The organism is Chitinophaga sp. (genome assembly GCF_039596155.1).
In the GTDB taxonomy this organism is placed as follows: Bacteria; Bacteroidota; Bacteroidia; order Chitinophagales; family Chitinophagaceae; genus Chitinophaga.
Window position 1 is genome coordinate 264,928 of sequence record NZ_JBCNKF010000002.1, and the last position, 15,086, is coordinate 280,013.

General features: G+C 46.3%; 14 protein-coding genes and 1 pseudogene. 9 read left to right on the top strand and 6 right to left on the bottom strand.

The genetic code is table 11. The annotated features are described in order from the left end of the window. Positions 1–16 precede the first annotated feature (16 nt). The 6 genes from ABDW33_RS02925 to guaA all read right to left on the bottom strand — a co-directional run bounded on the left by ABDW33_RS02925 (position 17) and on the right by guaA (position 7,088). Positions 17–883: an AraC family transcriptional regulator gene (locus tag ABDW33_RS02925; RefSeq protein ID WP_343688570.1), complete on the bottom strand. Its 867-nt coding sequence runs from the start codon at positions 881–883 to the stop codon at positions 17–19. Positions 884–891: 8 nt separating this feature from the next. Continuing rightward, positions 892–1,395, bottom strand: a complete 504-nt coding sequence (locus ABDW33_RS02930; RefSeq protein ID WP_083726211.1) for an Lrp/AsnC family transcriptional regulator — start codon at positions 1,393–1,395, stop codon at positions 892–894. Positions 1,396–1,458: 63 nt separating this feature from the next. Next, entirely contained in the window at positions 1,459–3,051 is a 1,593-nt protein-coding gene (locus ABDW33_RS02935; protein WP_343688571.1) for an ATP-dependent DNA ligase, read from the bottom strand. Next, positions 3,048–4,055: a ligase-associated DNA damage response exonuclease gene (locus ABDW33_RS02940; RefSeq protein ID WP_343688572.1), complete on the bottom strand. Its 1,008-nt coding sequence runs from the start codon at positions 4,053–4,055 to the stop codon at positions 3,048–3,050. The genes ABDW33_RS02935 and ABDW33_RS02940 overlap by 4 nt, the downstream gene beginning before the upstream one ends. Before the next feature lie 66 nt (positions 4,056–4,121). Then, positions 4,122–5,414: an ABC transporter substrate-binding protein gene (locus ABDW33_RS02945; protein WP_343688573.1), complete on the bottom strand. Its 1,293-nt coding sequence runs from the start codon at positions 5,412–5,414 to the stop codon at positions 4,122–4,124. 135 nt (positions 5,415–5,549) lie between these two features. Next, entirely contained in the window at positions 5,550–7,088 is a 1,539-nt protein-coding gene (gene guaA / locus ABDW33_RS02950) for a glutamine-hydrolyzing GMP synthase (RefSeq protein WP_343688574.1), read from the bottom strand. A gap of 106 nt (positions 7,089–7,194) precedes the next feature. Here guaA and ABDW33_RS02955 point away from each other — a divergent pair, with 106 nt between their 5' ends. From ABDW33_RS02955 to ABDW33_RS02995, 9 genes and pseudogenes are all read left to right on the top strand, one after another. Beyond that, entirely contained in the window at positions 7,195–7,914 is a 720-nt protein-coding gene (locus ABDW33_RS02955; RefSeq protein WP_343688575.1) for a head GIN domain-containing protein, read from the top strand. Continuing rightward, positions 7,914–8,594, top strand: coding sequence for a class I SAM-dependent methyltransferase (locus tag ABDW33_RS02960; RefSeq protein ID WP_343688576.1), 681 nt, complete (start codon positions 7,914–7,916; stop codon positions 8,592–8,594). Before ABDW33_RS02955 ends, ABDW33_RS02960 begins: the two co-directional genes overlap by 1 nt. Positions 8,595–8,822: 228 nt before the next feature. Next, positions 8,823–9,743, top strand: coding sequence for a hypothetical protein (locus ABDW33_RS02965; RefSeq protein ID WP_343688577.1), 921 nt, complete (start codon positions 8,823–8,825; stop codon positions 9,741–9,743). 280 nt (positions 9,744–10,023) lie between these two features. Continuing rightward, complete coding sequence (locus ABDW33_RS02970; protein ID WP_343688578.1) at positions 10,024–11,160, top strand: beta-ketoacyl-ACP synthase III; 1,137 nt, start codon at positions 10,024–10,026, stop codon at positions 11,158–11,160. Between the two features lie 82 nt (positions 11,161–11,242). Continuing rightward, a complete protein-coding gene (locus tag ABDW33_RS02975; protein ID WP_343688579.1) occupies positions 11,243–11,644 on the top strand; it encodes a hypothetical protein in 402 nt (133 codons plus the stop codon). A gap of 15 nt (positions 11,645–11,659) precedes the next feature. Further along, complete coding sequence (locus ABDW33_RS02980; protein WP_343688580.1) at positions 11,660–12,664, top strand: BtrH N-terminal domain-containing protein; 1,005 nt, start codon at positions 11,660–11,662, stop codon at positions 12,662–12,664. An 8-nt stretch (positions 12,665–12,672) separates the two neighbouring features. After that, the gene (locus ABDW33_RS02985; protein ID WP_343688581.1) at positions 12,673–13,419 is read left to right on the top strand and encodes an ABC transporter ATP-binding protein; all 747 of its coding nucleotides are present in this window, start codon (positions 12,673–12,675) and stop codon (positions 13,417–13,419) included. A 9-nt stretch (positions 13,420–13,428) separates the two neighbouring features. After that, positions 13,429–14,715, top strand: a complete 1,287-nt coding sequence (locus ABDW33_RS02990; RefSeq protein WP_343688582.1) for an ABC transporter permease — start codon at positions 13,429–13,431, stop codon at positions 14,713–14,715. A gap of 105 nt (positions 14,716–14,820) precedes the next feature. Further along, positions 14,821–15,081 (top strand): annotated as a pseudogene (locus tag ABDW33_RS02995) (phosphopantetheine-binding protein); the annotation flags it as partial. Positions 15,082–15,086 lie beyond the last annotated feature (5 nt).

The following is a 15,086-nucleotide window of genomic DNA, read 5'->3' on the forward strand; positions in this document are numbered from 1 at the left end:
GAATAACGTTAAAAGCTCAAATTGTTGCTTTTTTAGCTCGCAGAGAAGAAGGGGTGTCTCCAAATTCCTGTTTGAAGATCTTTATAAAATGAGGCACATTCTCAAAGCCACATGCCAGCGCTACTTCCGATACATTCATATCATTATTGAGCAATAACATACGTGCATGAGCCAATCTTTTTTCATTGATCCACTTCTTTGGAGAACAATTGAAATACTGCTGAAAGTCGCGTTTAAAAGAGGCAAGACTACGACCTGACAACTGCGCCAGCTCTGCCAGCGTAAGCGGCTGTAGTAAGTGGGTATTAACGATGTAGGCGATGTTGGCAGGCTGTGCATGCGTGATACTGTGGAAGAAATTCAGAATGGTATCCCTGTGCCCACCGGCTAACAGCAATAAAAATGCTTCCTGTATTTTCAGTTGTAATATCGCCTCCATATTCTCCGCACGATGCTGAAAGAACAACATATACTGCTCCCTGAAACTATGTAATAAATCGCCGGTGGGTAACATCACATAGGATCGTGGATCGGGAATCAGTTTATCTGACTGAAGCTGATGCTGGCGGAGAAAACTTTGCAATACACTATCCGGGAAAAAGAGCAGCAGCGCCTCATACTCAAAACCCTCAGGTACAATTTCTGTCATACCATAAATGCCCCTTTTCAACAGTACAATACTCGATGGATTTACCTGCAGCACCTCATCATCCAGGAAGATATTTTTACTTCCCGCAAGGGCAAACAAGATGGTATGTTCTTTTAGAAAAATGACCCGTTTATGGGCACCTATCGCCTTTTTATACTTAGCATAAGTATACGTGTCGGATTGTAAAACCGTCCAGTTAAAATCTCTGGTATATTCCGGATAACGGATAATCATGACAGGTATTAATACACTACACGATGTGTAGCCTTGATTACAGACATCACGAATACACTTTCCATATGACCGATATTATCCAGCTCACCCAGTTTATTGACATTGAAGTCATGATAGGCAATCATATCTTTTACCTGCACTTTCAACATGAAGTCGAACTGGCCGGAAATATTCAGACACTCCAGTACTTCTGGGAAAGACGTGATTTCTTTGATGAACTTACTGCCGGCTTTCTTACCATGCTCTTTCAGAGAAATATAGCACAATACGGTAAGGCCTTTGTCAATTTTGCTGGGGTCTACAATGGCCGCATACTGACGAATCACGCCGGCCTGTTCCATCTTCCGGATACGTTCGTAAACGGGGGTAGCGCTCAGGTTAAGACGTGCTGCCAGGTCGCGGATGGTCATCTTGGCATCTTCTTCCAATAACTGGAGGATGGCGATGTCTTTTTCGTCCAGCGCAATTTCGGTTGCGTTATCTTTTTTAATTGTGTTGTTACCCGGGTTCATATTGTATAGAATAATGTTCCAATTAGCCTGCGAAAATAAGTACAATATACTAATTTTCTCCCGTTATTGCTGGTGCATTTTTAATAATAATTGCAGATCCTCCAGGGTATTGATCTCTTCCGGTGGCTTATCCTTCCGCCAGCGGTTGATTCTGGGGAACCGCAGAGCTACCCCCGATTTATGCCTGTTCGAGGCTGCAATGCCCTCAAAAGCAATCTCAAATACCAGTTCCGGCTTTACTGTACGAACAGGCCCAAACTTCTCTATAGAGTTCCTTTTCACCCAGTTATCCACCTCATTGATCTCCTTATCTGTCAACCCCGAATATGCTTTCGTAAAAGAGACCAGTTTATCCCCGTCCCTCACCGCAAATGTGTAATCCGTGTACAGGTTAGAGCGCCGTCCATGTCCCTTCTGGGCATAGATCATGACTGCATCTATGGTCAGCGGGTCTATCTTCCACTTCCACCAGTCACCTCGTTTTCTACCTACCTGGTAGGGGGAATCTTTTCTCTTCAACATCAACCCCTCACTCCCCATTTCCCGCGCCTGCATCCTGAATTCGATCAATGCGACCCAGTTATGAAACGTAATCACCGGCGACAACCGCAACGCAGGATGATTCACCTGTTCCACTACCTGCTCTAATAACGCCCGCCTTTCTGACAAAGGAGATGTTCGAATATCCTTCCCTTCCCACTCCAGCAGGTCATAACTCAGAAATACCACAGGCGCCTCCTGCAATTGTTTCTTCGTCACATTCTTCCGCCCGATCCTCGTTTGCAAAGTCTGAAAAGGCAGTGGAAAATCATTGGCATAAGTCAATATCTCCCCGTCAATCACTGTTCCCTCTGGCAAATGTTCCAGCAATGGCTCGTACTCCGGAAACTTCTCCGTGATCAGTTCCTCCCCCCTCGACCACACAAACAATTGTCCCTGCCTTTTTATGATCTGTCCCCGGATCCCATCCCATTTCCACTCTGCCTGCCATTCTTCAGGAGAACCCAGTGCATCAGGCTCCGTCTCCAGGGCATACGCGAGGTAAAAAGGAAACGGCTTTGATGCATCAGCACCCGTGACGTCTTCATTCAGTAACGCCTCAAGTGTTGTCTGCCTGGGATCCCAGTTCCCACTAATCATGTGCGAGAGGGTAGGGGCAGGTATATCATGTGTATTGGCCAATGCATTGACCATCATTTTCTGCGATACCCCAATCCTGAAACTTCCGGTAATGAGCTTATTGAATACAAATCGTTCACTGGTATCCAATTCATCCCACGCCCCCAGGATAAATTGTTGCTTCTGCTCCTCAGTCGCCTTTTCCAGCGAGATAAGCTGTTCCAGCCAGTAATGCAACGGATGCGCAGCAGTACTCTTTCCAGGTGGTAATAACAGTGCAATGGTCTCCGCCAGGTCACCCACTGTATGATAACACTCTTCAAACAACCACGGCGGTAAATGAGTCATCTGCAGGCACCAGGTTCCCAGCTGTGTGGCGTTCACCGTTCTCTTAGGCCGCCGGCCTGTGAACAATGCCAGCACCCATATACTATCCTTCGGATCTGCACTGGCAAAATAATTACTCAGCGCATCCAGTTTTTCATTCGTCTTCGTGCTGTTGCTCAGCAATTTGATAAGGTCTGCAAATGCTTTCATGATGGATTCGTTTCTTCTTCTTCTGTAACACCATATTCAGTTTTTACCTCTTCTGCCGGAATTCCATTGTCCTGCAGGTAGCGCGCAAATGCACTGCTGAAACCATGTGTTGTATACACTTTCTCAGCACCGGTAGCCTTTACCGCCGATAACAATCCATTCCAGTCAGCATGGTCTGAAAGTATAAAACCCGCATCTGCATTCCTTCTTCGCATGTTTCCCCGAACCTGCATCCAGCCACTGCACACACCTAACGAATAAGGATTAAAACGCCGCATCCATGTCGTATCTGCAGCAGAAGGAGGGCCTATCACCAGGTTATTTTTAAATACACTATGCGGCGTATCCGGCGTAATTCGATGCAGTTCCGGCAGATCCCAGCCATTTTCACGCAGCATCTGATTAGTGATATAAATAGCACCATGTGCCCAGATCTCCGGACTGATATCCCTCAGGTGATATAACAACCGTTGCGCCTTACCCAGGCTATAACCCAGCAGTACACTGGTTTTCCCTGCCTGCTGATTGTCATGTACCCATTGCCGGATACTATCGAATACCACTTGCTGGGGTTGCCAGTTATAAATAGGCAAACCGAAAGTACACTCAGTAATAAAGGTGTGACAAGGTACCGGTTCAAACGCCGTCGAAATACCATCATTTTCAGTTTTGTAATCCCCGCTCGCTACCCAAACAGTTCCACCATACTCAACCCTGATCTGTGCAGAGCCGATTACGTGCCCCGCCGGGTGCAGGGATATCTTTACACCATTTATCAGCACTGGCTCTCCATACCCCACTCCCTGCACACTGATCTCTGGTCCTAACCGGAGTTTCAGAATGGGAACACTATCATGATGACAAAGGTAAGATTGACTGCCGCCACGGGCGTGGTCAGAATGTGCATGTGTAATAACCGCCTTTTGTACAGGCTGCCAGGGGTCTATATAGAAGTCTCCTTCAGGGCAATAAATACCCTTATCTGTGAATTGAAGTAACTGCATGAAATGGAATGTACAATTATCATGCACATAAAAAAAGCCTTGCACGCAGGCAAGGCTTTTAAGAGCTTATTGGAAGTTCATTTTTATATCACTCGAATCTCCTTTCTGTATGATATAAATGTTCTTGTTTTCAAAATAATCAGGTTCCTTATCACCCTCCTTCAGATAGATCGGCTGGTAATTGAAGCTGCTGAACACTTTCTTGTTTGGATCATTGATGTCCTTATTGAAGTACACCCCATTCGTACTAAGTTGTTTCACAAAGTACCAGGTTAGCTCAAAACCTTTGAACGCCATGTCTGACGGGCGGGACTTATATACACGTTTCCAGTAGTCAGTAATATAACGGCTATAAGCATCCGTCTTATCATTGAAATAGGGGGTAGTATAAAAGATCGGCATACCCTTGAATTCAGGTTCTTTAAATTTCATGATATCCCATGTAGGCATACCAAATACCTGGATAGGGTAAGTCGCCATCTGCGTGCTCAGTCTGCGGATAATCGCTTTGGCATTCGCTTCTTCCAGCGAAGTGACGATCACCAGGTTGGGTCGGTCGGCCAGCAGGTACTGAGACACGGCCAGGTCGGACATGTTGTCGTCCCAAACCACTTCTCGTGGCTTACTCTTCTTCGTACTCTGCATCTTCTCATACTCAGACCTGATGTCTGCAGCTATGCGCTTTTCGAAAGGTGTATCGCGGTGAATAACGAGGATATTCTTAGTGGCAAAGCCATCCTGCAGATAGCGCTGTAAGGCTTCGCTATGTGTTTTCAGCAAACTGTTGGTAATGAGGAAGAACGGGTTTTCGTTCACACCAGCATCATTTGGATAGGTAGCCGATACCAGGTTAATCTGTTTCTTTTTGGCTATATCACTCAGTTCCTTGATCTCCGGCGTACCTACAGCCGCGATGATCAGGTCTGTATTGGTCAGGTTTGCACCTGAAAGGTTTTGCTTATTCTTACTGTCATACACCGTTACATTCAGCTTCACACCTTGCTGCTGCAGACTGTCCATAGCCAGTTGTGCACCTTCGTAAAAGTCCAGACCAGGCAGAATGTAGCGGGGCAGGGAACGGGTAGGCATGTCTGCACTCACGGAATCCAGGTAAAGTGGGGCATACAACGCTATATTATAGGTGTCCTTTTTTATCTCCCGGGCAAACGCAGGTACATTAAACGGAATGACCTTGGAAGTTTTTGTAGCCTCTTTAGGTTTTTCGTCTTTTACAGGTTTCGCAGTTGTTGGCGGTGGTGTGGCTGTCGTAGTGGTCTTCCTGGAAGAAGAACAAGCAGACAGTAATACAACCACGACGGATGCAGTAATCAATGTCCTGCATGAAATGGATTTACTCATAGCGATCGTTAAAATACAAAAATCATGCAAATGCAGAAGGAGATATGGTTCCTGCCGCAAATGATGTTGGTCAGCCCCCTTAAAAAGGAACAGGCTGTAAGTTAAAATAATATTACACTTACAGCCTGTCTGGAACTATTCCCATTCGATGGTAGCCGGCGGCTTGGAACTAATGTCGTAGACCACGCGGTTAATACCTTTTACCTTATTAATAATGTCGTTAGACATCTGAGCCAGGAATTCGTAAGGAAGATGTGCCCAATCCGCAGTCATACCATCCACAGAAGTCACCGCCCTCAGGGCAACTGTAAATTCATACGTTCTTTCATCACCCATTACACCTACGCTCTGTACCGGAAGGAGGATCGTACCTGCCTGCCATACTTTGTCGTAGAGTCCATGTTCACGCAGCCCCTCTATATAAATGGCGTCTGCTTCCTGCAGCATGGCTACCTTATCGGCGGTGATCTCACCCAGGATACGGATAGCAAGACCCGGACCAGGGAAAGGATGACGACCCAGGAAGATATCACTGATACCAATTTCACGTCCTACACGTCTTACCTCGTCTTTGAAGAGGAAACGGAGTGGTTCTACCAGACCCATATTCATCTTCTCAGGCAAACCACCTACGTTATGGTGCGATTTGATGGTGACAGAAGGACCATTTACTGATACAGACTCAATCACATCAGGATAAATAGTACCCTGGCCGAGGAAAGAGATGTTCTGTAACAGGTTGGCTTCCTGCTGGAATACTTCTATAAAGAGACGACCAATGATCTTACGTTTCTTTTCAGGATCGCTTACACCCGCCAGTTCACCGTAGAAGAGGTCTTTTGCATTCACCCCTTTCACGTTCAGGCCCATATGTTTATAAGAGTCCAATACAGTCTCAAACTCATCTTTGCGGAGCAGGCCGTTATCAACAAATATGCAGTAGAGGTTGCTGCCGATCGCTTTATGAATCAGCTCCGCAGCTACTGTGGAGTCTACACCACCACTCAGCGCCATTACCACTTTTTTATCTCCTACCTGTGCCTTAATTTTTTCTACAGTTTCCTGTACAAAGGCTGCAGGCGTCCAATCCTGTTTACAGCCACAGATGTGTACCAGGAAGTTGCGGAGCATGGTCTTACCCTCCAGGGAATGGGTAACTTCGGGGTGGAACTGGAACCCAACCAACGGGAACGGTGTTCTGGTATCACATTTGAAAGCTGCTACCGGAATACTGTCTGTCTGGGCAATGATTTCAAAGCCTTCAGGCATACGTACGATAGTATCAGAGTGGCTCATCCATACCTGGCTACGGGGAGAGATATCGAAGAGCGCCTTTTCTTCTTTATTATCGTGTACCATAAAAGCACGGCCATATTCCCGGATGTTACTTTTCGCTACCTCACCACCGAAGTTTTTGGCCATCAGCTGTGCGCCATAGCATACGCCGAGCACTGGAACCTTAGCCGCCATGGCAGCAATATCTACGGATGGAGCATTCGGCTCGTTCACTGAGAACGGGCTTCCTGAAAGAATAATGCCTTTAACTGTATCATCCCATTGTACTGGTTGCAGACAAGGTTTGATTTCACAATAAATATTCAGCTCCCTGATGCTGCGCGCGATCAGTTGCGTATACTGGGAACCGAAGTCGAGGATAAGAATCTTTTCTGTCATGGTGGTGCAAAGATAAAGGGCTTGGAGCAAATCCCAAGTTATTATGGTATTTTGTATTTTCGTTCGGAACCCAATCGATAATTCCGCCATTTTAAACAATTACCTTATGAAACAAATTTCCGGCTACGCCATCCTTGTATTGTTAGCACTCTTTCACACCGGTTGTGACGAACACGGGGTGAATGGTAGTGGTGTTAGCAGTTCTGAAACCCGCAAAGTAGGAGATTTCTACGCCGTATCCTTAAGGGGATCCATGGATATCGAGTATACAGACGGACCCGCCGAAGATGTCGTGATTGAAGCAGAAGATAATATCCTGCCCCTCATCACCACCGTAGTGAAAGATGGTCAGCTCATCGTAGGTACAAAAGACAATACCTCTATCAGAACCCACAAGAAGATCCTTGTAAAAGTGACCGCTCCTGATGTAGAAGAACTGAGTCTGGCCGGTTCCGGTACCATTCGCCTCATGAATGAATGGGAACAGGATAACCATATTAAAGTATCTGTTACCGGTAGCGGTGATATCATTGGTCGTGTCAACAGCCCTCAGGTAAGCGTGGCCGTAACAGGATCCGGCGATGTGAAAATGAAAGGAACTACCAGAGACCTGGCTGTAGATATCGCCGGCAGTGGCTCCTTCGATGGCTACGACCTCAAGGCTGAAAATACAGATGTACACGTAGGTGGAAGCGGCGACGCAAAAGTACATGCCAGCGTAAAACTCGATGTGCATGTTGCAGGATCTGGCAGCGTAGACTACCACGGTAATCCACAGGTAAATTCCAGTACTTCAGGTTCAGGTTCCGTACACAAAAGAGATTGATGGAGCAACGTAAGATGACCGCTGCCGAAGCCGCAAAGCAATTACGCCACCCCTCAGGCGAAGATGGTGTGACAATGGGCATTCAAATGAACAAGTCCAACCGCCTTATATATGAAATGACACTCGGTTTCCTGCAACTGAAAGCAGGTGATCAGGTGCTGGAACTCGGCATGGGCAACGGCCACTTTATTCCCGCTTTATTCGAAAAAGAAAACAACATACAGTATACAGGTCTGGATCTCTCCGACGTAATGGTACAGGAAGCCATAGCTTCAAACAGAGATGTCATCCGTGCCGGCAGGGCACAGATCCTCGAAGGCACGGCCGATGCCATCCCTTTTGAAGCCGGTCGTTTCTCCAAAGTCTTTGCTGTAAACGTATTGTACTTCTGGCAACCACCAGCGGCCACCCTACAGGAAATATACCGGGTACTGCAGCCCGGCGGCGAAGTAGTACTGGCCTTTCGCACCAAACGTACCATGGAAAAACTGGCATTCGTAGACCACAACTTTACTTTGTACGACCCGGAGACGGTCCGGAAAATTTTACAAAATATTGGTTTCCAGGTGACTGACGTCCAGACAACAGTAGAGCCCCCAAAAGCCGCTGCCGACGGGAGTATGCTGGTACAACTGGAGAACGTCTGCATGCGGGGAGTTAAAAATTTAGATAGTTTTTAACACTTTCTTTATAGTACTTACCTCATATTTGCACCTGTATAACAACTCATTAAGTCCTTTGGCCACGGTACTGCTGTAAACAAATGCAGAGGTTATGGCAGTACCTGGCTGAGGCACAAGTGCCCTCTCTTCTACTGCTTTCGTATCATATAATAAAAATATATCTTTACTCTACGGTTGTTTTTCGTAAGTTTACGATTTCAATTGTTCTAACTCCTATTCCTGAATATGAACGAAAGACCTAAGATCCTGGTTATATATTATACACAGACAGGACAACTAAAGCGGATAGTAGATACTGTAATTGGCCCATTGCAGGATATGGCAGATATAGTATACGAAGAATTGAAACCTGTGCAGCCATTTGTATTTCCATGGAAGAAGCAAACTTTCTACGATACAATGCCGGAAACAGTTTTAGGCAGGCCCAGAGCAATACAGGCACTGAATGTGGATCCCAATGCGCATTTCGACCTGGTAATCCTGGCTTATCAACCCTGGTTCCTTTCTCCATCACAACCTACAGCCGCATTCCTGCAAAGTGAGCAGGGCAAACGCCTGCTGAACGGCAAACCGGTAATTACCCTCATGGGTTGCCGCAACATGTGGCTCAGTGCGCAGGAAACCGTAAAAGGATATTTACAGGCTGCCGGTGCGCACCTGGTAGGTAATATAGTATTGGTAGACAAATCACCTAACCTGGTGGCCCTGATCACCGTACTACGCTGGCAGTTCAAAGGCAAAAAGGAAGCAACAGCCATCCTGCCTCCAGCCGGCGTACAGGAAGTAGACATCGTAGAATCTGCAAGATTCGCCAACCCAATTCGTAAAGTATTGACTACCCGCTCCTGGGATGCACTCCAGCCAGAACTGATTAACCTGAAGGCAGTGGAACTATTACCCGCTCTTATCCTCCTGGAAGACAGGGGAATCAGGGCCTTCCGCTACTGGTCTAAGTTCATCAGCGCAAAAGGTGGCCCCGGCGCCCCTGAACGCCAGGGTAGAGTAAGCATGTACAGAGGATTGTTATTAATAGGAATTTTCGTTTTGTCGCCTATAGCCAAAATATCGTCTTTTTTCAAGCTGACATTCAGGAAAAAAGAACTGGCCGAAAGAGTCGAATATTATAAAGGTATTCACCTCAATTAATAAAAATTTACATCTAAATATCAGATAATCAGAATAAAAGGCATTGTTATTGTGTTTGAGAAGAAGAGAACGCTTTTGTCAAAGGGATAATCAATAGCATAGCATTTTAAATTCTATATTTACGGCGCTTTTATCTGTCTTTGAGATAAACGTAATTGAGATGCGAACGAAAAAAGGGACAATAAAAAAAGCAATGACTTTAAGCTAGGTGCTACTCAATTCCTGCCGTTGCCAACGGAAGGTCATCAACTTATAACAAAAAACAGGAACCATATTTCAAATGAACGAAGTTTATATTACAAGGCTCTCTAAATTTCTGCCGAATGAGCCTGTTGGGAATGACGAAATGGAAAGCATTCTAGGACTGGTTGATGGTAAGCCATCCCGTGCCAGACTTAGAGTCCTGGGGAATAATAAAATTAAGACCCGTTACTATTCGTTGGATAAGAATGGTAAATCGACCCACTCTAATGCTGAAATGACGGCCGAAGCGGTAAAGGGCCTTTTTGATGATAAATTTCCGATCAATAAAATGCAGGTATTAGCCTGTGGTACTACCTCGCCAGACCAGCTGCTGCCTAACCATGCTGCCATGGTGCATGGCCTGCTGAAATGCCAGCCGGTAGAACTGATCGCTGCTACTGGCGCCTGCGCTGCCGGTATGCAGGCCTTCAAATATGCCTGGATGTCTATTAAATGTGGTAACAGTGCAAACGCTGTAAGCACAGGTTCCGAAAAATTCTCCAGCTGGATGCTGTCTGAAAAATTCGAACCAGAAACTGACCGCGTAAAACTGATAGAAAATAATCCAATCATCGCCTTCGAAAAAGACTTCCTCCGCTGGATGCTTTCCGATGGTGCCAGTGCTGCCCTGTTCCAAAACAAACCGAACGAAAATGGCCTCTCCCTGCGCGTAGACTGGGTGGAAATCGCATCTTACGCAAATGAACTGGAAACCTGTATGTATGCAGGCGCCGTGAAGAACGAAGACGGTACCACCAAAGGCTGGATCGATATGACCCCCGAAGAATGGGCGCAGGATAGCGTGTTCTCCTTCAAACAGGATACCCGTCTGCTCGGTAAGAACATCGTACCTTCAGGTGCACAGATGTGGAAAGAACTGGTGGAAAAATACAATTTAGACCTGGAAAAGTTGGATTTCTTCCTGCCTCACCTGTCTTCTGAATTCTTCCGCTTCAAAATAGATGAAGAAATCACCCGCCTGGGCGTACCTATCCCACAGGAGAAATGGTTCACCAACCTGGTAAAAGTAGGTAATGTAGGGACTGCTTCCCCTTACTTCATGCTGGAAGAACTGATGAATACCGGTATGCTGAAGAAAGGACAGACAATTGTGATGATGGTTCCCGAAAGTGCGCGTTTCTCTTATGCATACGCACACCTGACTGTTGTATAGTTTTTATTCTTGATAAAAGCCATTGAAAAAACGCTTCCGCCAGCGGCAGAAGCGTTTTTTTCGATAATTAAACACCTGTCAAATGAAAAAAGAAGAAGTTCCCCAGGATGGTGATAACATGCACGAAGGGAAATTCAAACAGCTTTTTTACGCAACAGACGATGCAGGCGCTTATGTAAAGGTGAACAGCGTAGGCTGGGAACCCGAAAATATCGCCATGCAACAGGCATGGGAAGAAGTGAATACCAAAATAGAAACAGCACGCAGGCGTATGGAAGCCGGTGAAGTCAGCCCTATTTTGTACTACATGGAAAAGACCATCATGGATCTGCCCCTGCTAGCCAGTTATGTGAACAAGTTCCAATGGCAGGTGAAACGTCACCTGAAACCGCATGTATTCAGGAAACTGAGTGATGATACCTTGAGAAAATACGCTGCTGCTTTCAAAATCAGCCTGGAAGAACTTAAAAAGGCTGGTCAGTAATATATACCAAACATTATGAGCGATATTCAGTTCAACCACGTGCAGACTGCACATTGTGAGTGTGGGGTGATTTCTAATATTTTCAGGTTCTATGGTCTCGATATCAGTGAACCAATGGCACTGGGGATCGGTGCCGGCCTCTTCTTCGGACACCTCCCTTTCGTAAAGGTAAACGGTGTGCCCGGAACTACTTATCGCGTAGTACCCGGCGCCATCTTTAGCAGGGTATGCAAACGACTGGGGGTGAAAATGGAATCACATACTTTTTCCAGCGTGGAGAAAGCAACGACTGAACTGGACAAGGTATTGGAAAAAGGCATGCCCGTAGGCCTGCAGAGCAGTGTATACTACCTGCCCTACTTTCCCGAATCCTACCGTTTTCACTTCAATGCACATAACCTCGTCATCTATGGTAAGAAGAACGGGAACTATCTCGTAAGCGATCCTATCATGGAAAACGTCACGGAAATTGATCCGAAAAGCCTGGCAGAAGCCCGCTTTGCAAAAGGCTTCCCGGCACCCAAAGGGAAAATGTACTACCCGGTAGTCGTACCACGGGAAGTAGATTTCACTGCTCCCATCAAAGCAGGTATCAAACAAACCTGCAGCGATATGCTCAATATCCCTTTACCCTGGTTTGGTGTAAAAGGTATCCGCTTCCTGGCAAAACGACTGCGCCACTACCCGGAGAAGGTGGGCGATAGAAGAGCCACACTCTACCTCGGTAACATCATTCGTATGCAGGAGGAAATTGGTACCGGCGGTGCAGGCTTCCGCTTTATGTATGCCGCATTCCTGCAGGAAGCAGCCGGTGTACTGAAAAGAGATGACCTGCTGGGAATGGCACAGGAACTGACTGCCATCGGTGACGTCTGGAGAAACTTCGCCTTTACTGCGGGTAGGGTATGCAAAAGCAGAACTACCACGGGTAATGGATATGCCGAACTTAGTGACCTGATGATGGAATGCGCGGCATCTGAAGATGTGTTTTTCAGGAAACTGGCTGCCTTGAAACTTTAATTGAATTTATGACCAGCATACTTGTACAGGATCTGCATAAAACCTACAAAGGTGCGTTGGAACCATCACTGAAAGGGTTATCATTCAACTTTGAAAAAGGTATGATCACCGGCCTCTTAGGACCTAATGGTGCCGGTAAAACGACAACCATCTCTATCATATGCGGACTGGTAAGTGCCGACAGCGGTCTGGTAAAGATCTTCGACCTTCCCCAGATCGCTGCAAACCGGGAAGAAATCAAAAAACTGGTGGGTATTGTCCCGCAACAGATCGCACTGTTTCCCCAGCTGACAGCTATTGAAAACCTGGAATACTTCGGTAACCTGTATGGATTAAAAGGAAAACCACTGCGCACCCGCATCGACGAATATCTCCAGCTCTTCGGTTTGGAACAGAACGGTAACAAAGCCGTACACCGCTATTCCGGCGGTATGAAAAGACGTGCGAATATCATCGCATCTATCCTGCATCAGCCACAGTTGCTGATACTGGATGAACCGACAGCCGGTGTGGATGTGCAGTCAAGAAGCATGATCCTGCAGTTCCTGCGCGACTTCAATGCACAGGGCGCCAGCATCGTATACACCTCACACCTGCTCGATGAAGCGCAGACCATTTGCCAGGAAGTGGCCATCATCGACGAAGGCAAACTGATTGTACAAGGTACACCTGCAAACCTCATTGCACAGCATGCGGAATGTCACCACCTGGAAGATGTTTTTTTGCATTATACCGGACATGCGGTAAGAGATTAATAGAATCGAATGTTAAGGCTACTCGCTACTATAAAGAAAGAATGGCTGTTGCTACTGCGCGACAGAACAGGTTTAAGCCTGCTCTTTGCCATGCCTGTCGTGCTGATCACCGTCATGGCGTTGATAGAAGACGCGCCTTTCAGAGACTACCAGGAATTACGCTTCGATGTACTGACTGTGGATAACGATCATGGCCGCCTGGGAAAATATATCAGGGAAGGACTGGAATACACCGGGCAGTTCAACATTATTGATACACTCGATGGTAAACCCGTGCAGGAAGCACAGGCGCTGGATAAAGTGAATGCCGGCGATTATAAAATTTGCATCATCATACCGCAAGGTGCTACCGGCGCTATTGTAAGCAATGCAAACCGTATTGTCAATGATCTGTCCAAAAGAATGGGTGTACCAGCTGTCTTGCCGGTGAGCCTGCGCAAAGATTCGCTCAATGTACTGGTGTATTTTGATCCGGCTTCCAAAAAAGCTTTTAAGAGTGCCATTCACCAGGCCATCGATAACTTTCTTACGCAGGTAGAAACAGACCTGCTGCTGGAAAGGATCAAACAACAACTGAAGAATAAAGACATTGCACAACAGGATTCAATGGTGATCCAGCTAAAGGCGGTAGGCCTGAAAGAACAACTCACCGGCCCTTCGCAACAACTGGATGTGATCTCGAATTCTGTGCAGCACAATGTACCTGCCTGGAGTATCTTCGCCATGTTCTTTATCGCTATCCCAATCGGAGGCCATATGATCCGTGAACGGGAAGAAGGCAGCCTGGTACGCGTGCGCCTTATACCCGGCTCATTCCTGGATATCCTCGGTGGCAAAATGCTGTTCTTTATGGCAGTCACTGTCGTGCAGTTTTACCTCATGATGATGGTAGGTATTTATTTACTTCCATTATTAGGGTTACCCAAACTGATGATGGGCAATAGCCACCTGGCTACTTTTATCATTGCAGTGAGCATAGGTTTAACCGCTACTGCATATGGTATTCTGGTAGGCACTGTCTTTAAAACACCTAACCAGGCACTGAACTTCGGAGCGATCTCTATTGTCATCTTATCAGCAATAGGTGGTATCTGGATTCCACTGGAAGTCATGCCCGCAAAAATGCAGCTGATCGGGCATTTATCTCCACTGAGTTGGGGATTGGATGCCATCAATGATATCTACCTGCGCAATCGCGGTGTACAACACATCTGGTTACATGTGGGAAAATTGATCGGTTGCGCCGTGCTCATGCTGTGTATAGCAGCAGGTGTGGAGCAGAGAAGGATCAGCTGATGGGAATAAATTAAATGTAAAACAGTATTTTTACGGCCACTTGGCAACAAAATTGCTTGAGAGGCTTAGCTTTCCAAATATAACAGAGAGTATAAACCTACGACTACTATGGAAGATTTAAAACAGAAATTGAAAGTACAGATTATTGAGGCGCTGAACCTGCAGGATACTCGTCCTGAAGATATTGATGATAATGCACCTTTATTCGGAGATGGTTTGGGTTTGGACAGTATTGATTCACTGGAATTAATGGTATTGCTGGAAAGACATTATCATATCAAAGTGGAAGATCCCCGCGAAGGCAGAAAGATCCTGCAGTCTGTACAGTCTATGGCTGAATTCATTCAATCCAAACAACCGGCGTAAGCAGG

Bases quoted from the DNA above. Each gene is read 5' to 3' on its own strand.
- ABDW33_RS02965 (WP_343688577.1), top strand. From the start codon at position 8,823: ATGAACGAAAGACCTAAGATCCTGGTTATATATTATACACAGACAGGA.
- ABDW33_RS02955 (WP_343688575.1), top strand. From the start codon at position 7,195: ATGAAACAAATTTCCGGCTACGCCATCCTTGTATTGTTAGCACTCTTT.
- ABDW33_RS02960 (WP_343688576.1), top strand. From the start codon at position 7,914: ATGGAGCAACGTAAGATGACCGCTGCCGAAGCCGCAAAGCAATTACGC.
- ABDW33_RS02970 (WP_343688578.1), top strand. From the start codon at position 10,024: ATGAACGAAGTTTATATTACAAGGCTCTCTAAATTTCTGCCGAATGAG.
- ABDW33_RS02930 (WP_083726211.1), bottom strand. From the start codon at position 1,395: ATGAACCCGGGTAACAACACAATTAAAAAAGATAACGCAACCGAAATT.
- ABDW33_RS02990 (WP_343688582.1), top strand. From the start codon at position 13,429: ATGTTAAGGCTACTCGCTACTATAAAGAAAGAATGGCTGTTGCTACTG.
- guaA (WP_343688574.1), bottom strand. From the start codon at position 7,088: ATGACAGAAAAGATTCTTATCCTCGACTTCGGTTCCCAGTATACGCAA.
- ABDW33_RS02925 (WP_343688570.1), bottom strand. From the start codon at position 883: ATGATTATCCGTTATCCGGAATATACCAGAGATTTTAACTGGACGGTT.
- ABDW33_RS02980 (WP_343688580.1), top strand. From the start codon at position 11,660: ATGAGCGATATTCAGTTCAACCACGTGCAGACTGCACATTGTGAGTGT.
- ABDW33_RS02935 (WP_343688571.1), bottom strand. From the start codon at position 3,051: ATGAAAGCATTTGCAGACCTTATCAAATTGCTGAGCAACAGCACGAAG.
- ABDW33_RS02945 (WP_343688573.1), bottom strand. From the start codon at position 5,414: ATGAGTAAATCCATTTCATGCAGGACATTGATTACTGCATCCGTCGTG.
- ABDW33_RS02975 (WP_343688579.1), top strand. From the start codon at position 11,243: ATGAAAAAAGAAGAAGTTCCCCAGGATGGTGATAACATGCACGAAGGG.
- ABDW33_RS02985 (WP_343688581.1), top strand. From the start codon at position 12,673: ATGACCAGCATACTTGTACAGGATCTGCATAAAACCTACAAAGGTGCG.
- ABDW33_RS02940 (WP_343688572.1), bottom strand. From the start codon at position 4,055: ATGCAGTTACTTCAATTCACAGATAAGGGTATTTATTGCCCTGAAGGA.